This window comes from Algibacter sp., from assembly GCF_029245835.1.
Lineage (GTDB): Bacteria > Bacteroidota > Bacteroidia > Flavobacteriales > Flavobacteriaceae > Algibacter_B.
This window is the reverse complement of record NZ_JAQWOO010000078.1, coordinates 1-5641: the sequence shown is the minus strand read 5'-3', so window position 1 is coordinate 5641 and position 5641 is coordinate 1. Positions and strand designations below refer to the sequence as shown.

The window sequence follows — 5641 nt, the reverse complement described above, 5'->3', positions numbered from 1 at the left end:
TGGCGGACCTTAAAGTTGTCCGATGATTTGAAAGCAGCCTCTAAACTGGATATACTTTCTTTGATCTTTAAATTTGATGTCATTCCCATGACTGAAATATACAAAAAATTAGGCTCGTTTTAAAATATAATTGGTATTATTTCTCGAATAACAATAATATATCGTAATTAATAAATTCAAAGCCTAAAATTTATACGCGGCAAAAACTAAACTATTGTTTATTTGAATTAGTCACTCTATAAATTATAATATTTAGAATTGCTAGTAAAAAAGTAGGATTTAATGCTAGTTATAGTCGCAAGAAATTGCGACTATTTTTTATGCTTTTATGTGGTCCAGAATTGGTTAAATACCTTTAAATAGGATTAGTGTGGATCAAGACTAATTGTTGCGTTTAGGTGGCTTTGGGAAGTATTTTTTGCAAATAGTTTTCATTGAGTTAGCCATATCAAGAGTAATCTCCTTTACCATAGCGCGCTTTTTTGCTGATATTTTTAATAGTTGTTCTATGATAGGTTCCACTTTAGTGCCAGCAAAAATGGCAACAATACTTCCTTTTTTTTGTTTGGCTTTTTTGTTGGTAATAATAGTATAGAGTTCTCCTTTAGACAGGGCTGTCTAATCAATAGATAAAAAGGAACCTATATTTTCTGGAAAGATGAGATATTGCTTTGCGTGTTTCTTTTGATCCCAGTTTTTAAAATCACTTAGGTAGTCTTTATACTGGCGTTGTAATTTTTTACCAAATACACTGTAAAAATACCCTATGGTATGACAGTTTGAAGCTCTAGTATTGATTAATTTCTTTTAAAGAAGCAGCGAACTCTGTGGTCATACGTGTTCCCTGCGCTACTAAGTTCCAATCTCTTTGCATTACCTGTTTGAAGGTCTTGTCTAGCCATCTACGTCGTTTTACGTGCAGATACACTGTGTTTCCCATAAGCGGAAAATCTTGAATAGTCACTTCTTTATGGAATCCATGTGCAATTAATGTGCGTTTAGATTCTTCTTTAGGTGTTACATTTAGTTCTTCAAAGTAAAGATGCATTATTTCTCTTTTTTTAGTATGTTTTACAAGATCAAAATGGTTGATTATAAATTCTGGAAGAATAATTTTGAGTAGTTCTAGATAATGGTCCAAAGTTTTTTTTGCAAAAATCAGAAAACTATATGTAATTCACACACAACTTTTGAAATTAATCCATTAGTGCTCCAGTATTAGAAGTTTTTTTAATAAAAATTCTTCCATATCTGGATTTATATTTGATGACGATAATAAATCTTTCAAAAATTCAATTTCATCACGATTTAATTCAAGTTTGCAATTGTTTTCTTCTTTAAGTCCAATAAAATATTTATTATTTTTTGTTTTTTCTACTCCGTAACCCAGTTGATCTATTAAATACAAATACCTATATACACTACGCTCTGATATCAAAAAGTGAGCCGATATATATTTTATAGATTTCGGAGGTTCTGTTTTTAAGAAAGAAATCAATTCCAGAACACGATATACTTTGTTTTGATTAAACATAACAGCACGTAAAACAAATCAAATTATTAGCTTTACACAAGTGTGTGACCCTAGTTGTCAAAAAAAAATTGGGGAATTGATAAAAAAAAAAAAAATAAGGGCTCAAATTGTTAACTTAGATGCATCAATATATAATTAGTTAATTTTATGCTTGAAAAACACATTTCTATTTTCTATTATTTTTATTACTTTTCGTATAATAATTATAATTCATTAGAAAAAAATATTTTAGATAAATATGCTGAATTTTTCGGATTTGTACCTGTTATAGCAGATGAATATATTTTGTCAAATGATATTAGTTGTTTCTCTTTCGAGATCAAGTTAGAGTTTGTTTATTCTATACATAAAGTGGTTTTAATTAATTATTATTTAGATAATGAGATTAGAAAGATATTAAAGCATTTTTTTTTAAAAATTGGCTTTTTTAATATTGATATAGAGGAATTTTCGTTTTTTATGATTGAATCAGCACTTCTTGGAAAATCATTTAAACAATTAATGACAGAAATTAGTTTGGGTTAAGATTTACTTTAGTAAATAATTAATTGAGTTTTACTAAACAACATCAAATTATAAATATTATTTATATAAAAAAAAGGCGGAATAAATAAATATTCCGCCTAGCCCCAAATCGTTACCTTACTATTAATGAAAGCATCATAAGATAATGGCAAATTTATTCATTATCTATTACACTTTGGTTTTTTTTCAGCAAATGGCTTTTTACTGTAATATTCGATTTTTTTTGAGTATTCAAACTATTGGATTATAATAATTACAGATCTCAGGCAGAACTATCCACCTTTTCTTGGATAGAAACTTGGTACAACAAAAGAAGAATACACTCTACTTAAGGGTATAACACTATTAACGAATTTGAAATGGAAATGTATAACCAAAATGTAGCAGTTTAAATATCGCAATTAATTGTCAATCTTTTTGTTGCAAGTCCACAATGTCATCGGTGCTTTGTGGGAAGCCACCATTACAATAGCCTATGACCAATAATATTCTTTTGATGGTTTTTATAATGTTGTAACCCGTTGTGCATTATGATTTAAAAGGAAAAAGTTGTTCATCTTACTGATAATCAGCAACTTGTTTTAGCTATAAAACATTAACAATGAACAACTTAAACGCAAATTACGAAAGAATTTTGGAAGTATTGAGAAAAATATCAAAAGAACAGCTTTTAGCCTATCAAAGACGACAACCAAAGCTTAGCGATTTAGAACTTATTAGTTTGAGTTTAACGGCTGAATTTATGGGTATAGATAGCGAGAATGACCTTTTTAGAAAACTTCCAAAAACCATATCGGAAAAAATAGAACGTAGTGTTTACAACAGAAGACGAAGAAAACTAGCCGATAATCTCAATACTATTCGGCTAAAATTAGCTTCTCTTTTTAATGAGTTTGAAGATTACTTTGTAGTAGATAGTATGCCTTTAGAAGTTTGTAAATTATCTAGAAGTTCTCGATCAAAAATCTGTAAAGAAGATACTTATACATTTCCAGATAAGGGCTACTGTGCTGCACAAAGCGCAAATTATTACGGTTATAAACTTCATGCTGTTTGTTCTATAAACGGTGTTTTTCAAAGTATTGATTTGAGTCCTGCTTAGGTTCACGACATCAATTATTTAAAAGACATTAAAATACAAATAAGTGATTGTACATTAATTGGAGACAGAGGGTATTTATCCGCAGAAATACAACTCAACTTATTTGAAACCTGCAATATCACTCTGAATACTCCTATCAGAGGTAATCAGAAAGATTACAAAGAACAACCTTTTGTGTTTAGAAAAAAGAGAAAAAGAATAGAGACATTGTTCTCTCAACTATGTGATCAATTTATGATAAGACGCAATTACGCCAAGTCTTTTAAAGGATTTAAAACTAGAATACTCTCTAAAATAACAGCTTTAACAACCGTTCAATATATCAACAAGTTTATATATGGTAGAAACATTAACAATATTAAAATAAGCATTATTTAAAATGCACAACGGGTATGTTGTAATATAATTAAAACAAAAATCCTCTCATTTCTGAAAGGATTTTTTACCTAAAGCTAAATTTAATAACGATTAAGTAATTAGAGATTAGTAGTTAGTTATTAATTCGGTTCTATTCTTCAAACCAGCGAGATATTCTTTGCAATCTAGGTCTGATTTAAACCGATTAGAGAACTCTAGAAGATTTTGGCCCTTAAATATGTTCATAATTCAAAATATTTATTAATCTTAAAGTTAAGCATTTATCTACAGACCTCTATTAAGTTATTAATAATTAACCTATTAATTTCTTCATTACACAATAATTAGTTATGTTTAATTTGCTAAAATCAGTCATTAAAAGGTTAAATCTTAATTGCTTTCTGATTGAAGCAATGTTATTTTTTTATAAATATATTGGTATAGTACCACTTACCTTCAGCATTTTCTTCTGCTGAAACATCAAAGTTTGTATAATCACCTTCTATATTGGCTTTATGACCCTCGCTTTTTAACCAAGCTCTTACAACAGATTCTGCTGAACTGTAACCATAAGCTACATTTTCTGATACTGTTTTAGCACCTGCATTTTCTTTCAAATAGGTGCTTCTAGTAAAAAAATTAGCGTGTGATACCTCATTATTATCTATCATATAATCGGTATGTGTGAAGGCTACAGATTTAACTAACGCCATTTTATCTAATGGATTTAAACCTAAAGATAACCTATGGTCATTTATAAGTTCTAAAATTTCAACCTCAATAGTTTTTGTCTTGGGGCTTAGAACTTTTAACTGAAGAGATTCAGCTTTTTCGTCAATGCTGTAGGTAGTACAAGAAATAAATGTAAATACAGCAAGTGCCAATAATGGCAATTTTATTAAAAACTTCATAAGTAGGTAAATTTAGTTTTGACCCTATAAAATATATCAATTAGAAAATAGATACTAATAGGAGAGGATGTAATACATGAATTGTAATTACCATATAAGACTAGAGGTTCAACATAAATAAACTCTTTTTTGTAACGTTCTCTAATCTCTTTTGATTGATTGGCAAGTAACGCTACTTTTTTAAGATATTTTGTTACTGTTTCTTTATTTAATTCTGACAAGACATTCGTTTCAAAATGACTAATTTTAATAACTTTTCTAATGGGGTACGCATTACCGATTTGTGTTTTTTGATTTAAAAATACGATGAATTAGCTAGTGCAAAAATATTTTGTAATAAATGAATGAAATACGTATTAAAAGCTGTTTTTTTATTTTTAGGTATGGGTCTTATGTTTAATAAATATGAGTTAGAGTTTGTAAACCTAAACAAATTAAGAATAATAAAGTATTCAAAGGCATTGCCAATACTGGAAAATACACTACGGGATGGTTTCATAGTTTTAAATTGCATATCCTTATAAAAATGATAAAGGTGAAATACTAAACTTCTGCATAACCCAAGCTAATGTTGATTATAGAACACCTTTAAAAAAAAGCCTTTTTTAGGTAAAATTTATCGAAAACTATTTGCAGATAAAGGCTATTTCGGAAAAGATTTAATGCAGATGCTTTTTGCTGATGGATTACATTTAATTACCTAAATTAAAAATAATATGAAGAATTCGTTAATGACAATGAGTGATAAAATTTTACTCAGAAAACGCTCTGTTATTGAAACCGTAAATGATGAACTTAAAAACATCTATCAAATTGAACACTCTAGGCATAGAAGCTTTACTAATTTCTTATCAAATATAGTCGCAGGTCTTATAACATATAGTTTTTTACCTAAAAAGCCTACTCTAAAATACCAAACAGTAAAACCTAATCAGTTGGCTCTTTATTAATCGAACTTAGGTTAGTAAAAGCTCAACATGTATTTGGGTATTTTTATGTGCTTAAAACGTTCAACTATCGAATAATGATACTTGTCAGAACAAAAAAACATCATATTAGTTGTGATTTAAGGTCACTAGTGTCCACTTAAAACAAGTTGAAAACCAGTTGATTAGTATTTAGTTCTTTGACATTATTGTAATCTGATTTCATAAGTAATTCATTTACAGGTGTTTTATCAAGTAATGATGCTGATAAAATTTGTATGATTTC

7 protein-coding genes and 2 pseudogenes are annotated in these 5641 nt (G+C 28.5%); 4 read left to right on the top strand and 5 right to left on the bottom strand.

Annotated features, from left to right (window positions below; translation table 11 throughout):
• Positions 1–381: 381 nt before the first annotated feature.
• From P8K68_RS12615 to P8K68_RS12605, 3 genes are all read right to left on the bottom strand, one after another.
• Positions 382–585 carry a transposase gene (locus P8K68_RS12615; RefSeq protein ID WP_300251551.1) on the bottom strand — a complete coding sequence of 68 codons (204 nt, stop codon included), beginning with the start codon at positions 583–585 and terminating at the stop codon, positions 382–384.
• A gap of 202 nt (positions 586–787) precedes the next feature.
• Positions 788–1141, bottom strand: a complete 354-nt coding sequence (locus tag P8K68_RS12610) for a transposase family protein (protein WP_300251548.1) — start codon at positions 1139–1141, stop codon at positions 788–790.
• Positions 1142–1204: 63 nt separating this feature from the next.
• Positions 1205–1534 (bottom strand): HTH domain-containing protein, encoded by a 330-nt coding sequence (locus P8K68_RS12605; protein WP_300251546.1) that lies wholly within the window; start codon positions 1532–1534, stop codon positions 1205–1207.
• 147 nt (positions 1535–1681) lie between these two features.
• Between P8K68_RS12605 and P8K68_RS12600 the strand changes: the two genes are divergently transcribed.
• Positions 1682–2059 carry a hypothetical protein gene (locus P8K68_RS12600; protein WP_300251544.1) on the top strand — a complete coding sequence of 126 codons (378 nt, stop codon included), beginning with the start codon at positions 1682–1684 and terminating at the stop codon, positions 2057–2059.
• Positions 2060–2660: 601 nt separating this feature from the next.
• A pseudogene (locus P8K68_RS12595) lies at positions 2661–3539 on the top strand (IS982 family transposase).
• Between the two features lie 132 nt (positions 3540–3671).
• Here the strand turns inward: P8K68_RS12595 and P8K68_RS12590 are convergent.
• Together P8K68_RS12590 and P8K68_RS12585 are read right to left on the bottom strand one after the other, a co-directional pair.
• A pseudogene (locus P8K68_RS12590) lies at positions 3672–3764 on the bottom strand (IS1595 family transposase); the annotation flags it as partial.
• A 170-nt stretch (positions 3765–3934) separates the two neighbouring features.
• Complete coding sequence (locus P8K68_RS12585; RefSeq protein WP_300251542.1) at positions 3935–4429, bottom strand: CAP domain-containing protein; 495 nt, start codon at positions 4427–4429, stop codon at positions 3935–3937.
• A gap of 433 nt (positions 4430–4862) precedes the next feature.
• On the opposite strand from P8K68_RS12585, the gene P8K68_RS14960 reads away from it, so the two are divergent.
• Positions 4863–4976, top strand: a complete 114-nt coding sequence (locus P8K68_RS14960; RefSeq protein WP_366143757.1) for a transposase — start codon at positions 4863–4865, stop codon at positions 4974–4976.
• 169 nt (positions 4977–5145) lie between these two features.
• The gene (locus P8K68_RS12580) at positions 5146–5379 is read left to right on the top strand and encodes a transposase (protein WP_300251539.1); all 234 of its coding nucleotides are present in this window, start codon (positions 5146–5148) and stop codon (positions 5377–5379) included.
• Positions 5380–5641: the final 262 nt, after the last annotated feature.

What these genes read in the sequence shown, in the direction of transcription:
- P8K68_RS12605 (WP_300251546.1), bottom strand. Translation starts at nt 1,534, where the DNA reads ATGTTTAATCAAAACAAAGTATATCGTGTTCTGGAATTGATTTCTTTC.
- P8K68_RS12600 (WP_300251544.1), top strand. Translation starts at nt 1,682, where the DNA reads ATGCTTGAAAAACACATTTCTATTTTCTATTATTTTTATTACTTTTCG.
- P8K68_RS12585 (WP_300251542.1), bottom strand. Translation starts at nt 4,429, where the DNA reads ATGAAGTTTTTAATAAAATTGCCATTATTGGCACTTGCTGTATTTACA.
- P8K68_RS12580 (WP_300251539.1), top strand. Translation starts at nt 5,146, where the DNA reads ATGAAGAATTCGTTAATGACAATGAGTGATAAAATTTTACTCAGAAAA.